This is a genomic window from Mycobacterium paraffinicum (genome assembly GCF_025822865.1).
GTDB classification, from domain to species: Bacteria; Actinomycetota; Actinomycetes; order Mycobacteriales; family Mycobacteriaceae; genus Mycobacterium; species Mycobacterium paraffinicum.
This window is the reverse complement of sequence record NZ_JACKUR010000009.1, coordinates 1-1,833: the sequence shown is the minus strand read 5'-3', so window position 1 is coordinate 1,833 and position 1,833 is coordinate 1. Positions and strand designations below refer to the sequence as shown.

1 protein-coding gene and 1 pseudogene are annotated in these 1,833 nt (G+C 60.0%); both read right to left on the bottom strand.

The genetic code is table 11. The features are described 5' to 3' along the window. Positions 1–122: 122 nt before the first annotated feature. Positions 123–246: pseudogene (locus H7J89_RS26040) on the bottom strand (transposase); the annotation flags it as partial. Positions 247–383: 137 nt separating this feature from the next. Continuing rightward, positions 384–1,604: a CaiB/BaiF CoA transferase family protein gene (locus H7J89_RS00130; RefSeq protein WP_264035550.1), complete on the bottom strand. Its 1,221-nt coding sequence runs from the start codon at positions 1,602–1,604 to the stop codon at positions 384–386. Between the last annotated feature and the right edge of the window lie 229 nt (positions 1,605–1,833).

The following is a 1,833-nucleotide window of genomic DNA, read 5'->3' as shown; positions in this document are numbered from 1 at the left end:
CAACGCCACCGCGTCCCGCTTGAACTCGTCGGGATAATTTTTCCTTGCCATCGGTGTCGATCATCTCGCTTCCCCCGCCAATCTTGCGGGATTCAGCGTGTCCAACACCTGGGGTCAGGACCCACTCCCGGTGCGTACCCGTCATCAACGTCGGCCTGGCGCACCCAGGAGCGCATTGACTGCACCCCCGTACCCGAGCTGCCGGGCAACCCGCGACACCGTTGCCTGCTCGGACCCCAACTCTGCGACTGGTCGGCCTCTTCCCTGACGACGATTCCGTGGGCATACCCGCATCCTCATCTCCAAGGTCAGGAACTCCCAGGATTTCCAGGGCGATTCATCGTCAGGGAATTAAAACGCGTTTGCAGCCCCGTCGGTCCCGCTCACAGTACGGCGCCGTCGTCCTTATACCGCTCTATACTTTCCCAAGGAATGCCAGCATCGAGCAAAACCTCTTCTGTGTGCTGACCGTGCTCCGGCGCTCCTATGGGCACCACAGGTTGCTGATCGAACTGCACCGGGTTAGTTGGCAGAGCGTAGGGCGCGCCGTTCATTGCCACGACCATCGGGATATAACCGTTGGCGATGACCGCCGGATCATTGCGAAGTTCACTGGGATCCTGCACGACAGTCCAGGCGCCCGACAGTGGCGCCAGCGCCTCACGCCACTCGTCGGCGGTATGCTCGGCAAATACCTCGTCTAAGATTCGGATGAGTTCCACACGGTTCAGGAATCGCGAGTGCCCATCGGCGAATCTGGTGTCCGTTTCCAATTCCGGGTGGCCGATGAGATTCATCACCTCGCCATAGAACTTGTCGGCTTGGAGCATCATGAGCATGACGTACCGGTTGTCTTTCGTGCGGTAATTACCGACTAGTGGATTAGGGGAATCGCTGTGATCGAACGAGGGCAACGGGGACTCAGAGTAGAGGTAGCTCGCGGTGACCACCGGGGTCATGGCATAAGCGGCGAGCCCTAGAAGTGATACGTCGACCACGGACGCCTTGCCCGTCGCCTTTCTTTTGTAGAGCGCGGCGGCGACGCCGCCGGCGATCGTCATCCCCCCTAGCAGGTCGCCTAAAGCGGGAGTCTGCATAATGGGCTGGGAGTCTTTAGGAGTCAGCGCCTGCGACACGCCGCCGCGCGACCAAAACGAAACAGCGTCGTAGCCAGGCCGATCCGCATCATCGCCCTCGGGCCCATAACCTGATCCGCGGGCATAGATGATGTCAGGGTTGACGGCGCGGACGTCTGCTACGTCGATGCCGAATCGTACGCGCCTGCTGGGCAAGTAGTTGGTCAAGAAGACATCGCAGGACTTGGCGAGTTCGAGCACGACCTCGCGGCCGCCCGCTGTGTTCAGGTCGATACCGATAGATTTCTTGCCTCGGTTTGGCATCTCGATCATGTAGTTGACCCCGCCCTCGCCTGCAGGCACGAGACCCATAGTTACCAGACCGCGCTGGGGGTCTCCGCCCTCACGCGGTTCGACCTTGATAACCTCCGCGCCCCATTCCGCGAGGACCGCTCCAGCTGCAGGAACAAAGGTCCAAGCCGCGACCTCCAGCACCTTAACGCCCTGCAGCACATCGTTCACCGTCATCTTCGGCCTTTCTTGATCCGTCGCTCAACTGACTGCGTATCAACCTTAAACAGTTATCATTATTATCTTAATACTTCGGGAGTTAGCTGCCTCTGGCGTCGTGGCGGGTCTGCTGCACGAATAGGTGACATGTCCAGTTACGCGGCCTGATCGGCCGGTGGGGTCATGATTGCTTCGAATTCGACGGGGGTCAACCGGCCCAGGGCGAGTTGACGGCGTCGTCGGTGGT

What these genes read in the sequence shown, in the direction of transcription:
- H7J89_RS00130 (WP_264035550.1), bottom strand. Translation starts at nt 1,604, where the DNA reads ATGACGGTGAACGATGTGCTGCAGGGCGTTAAGGTGCTGGAGGTCGCG.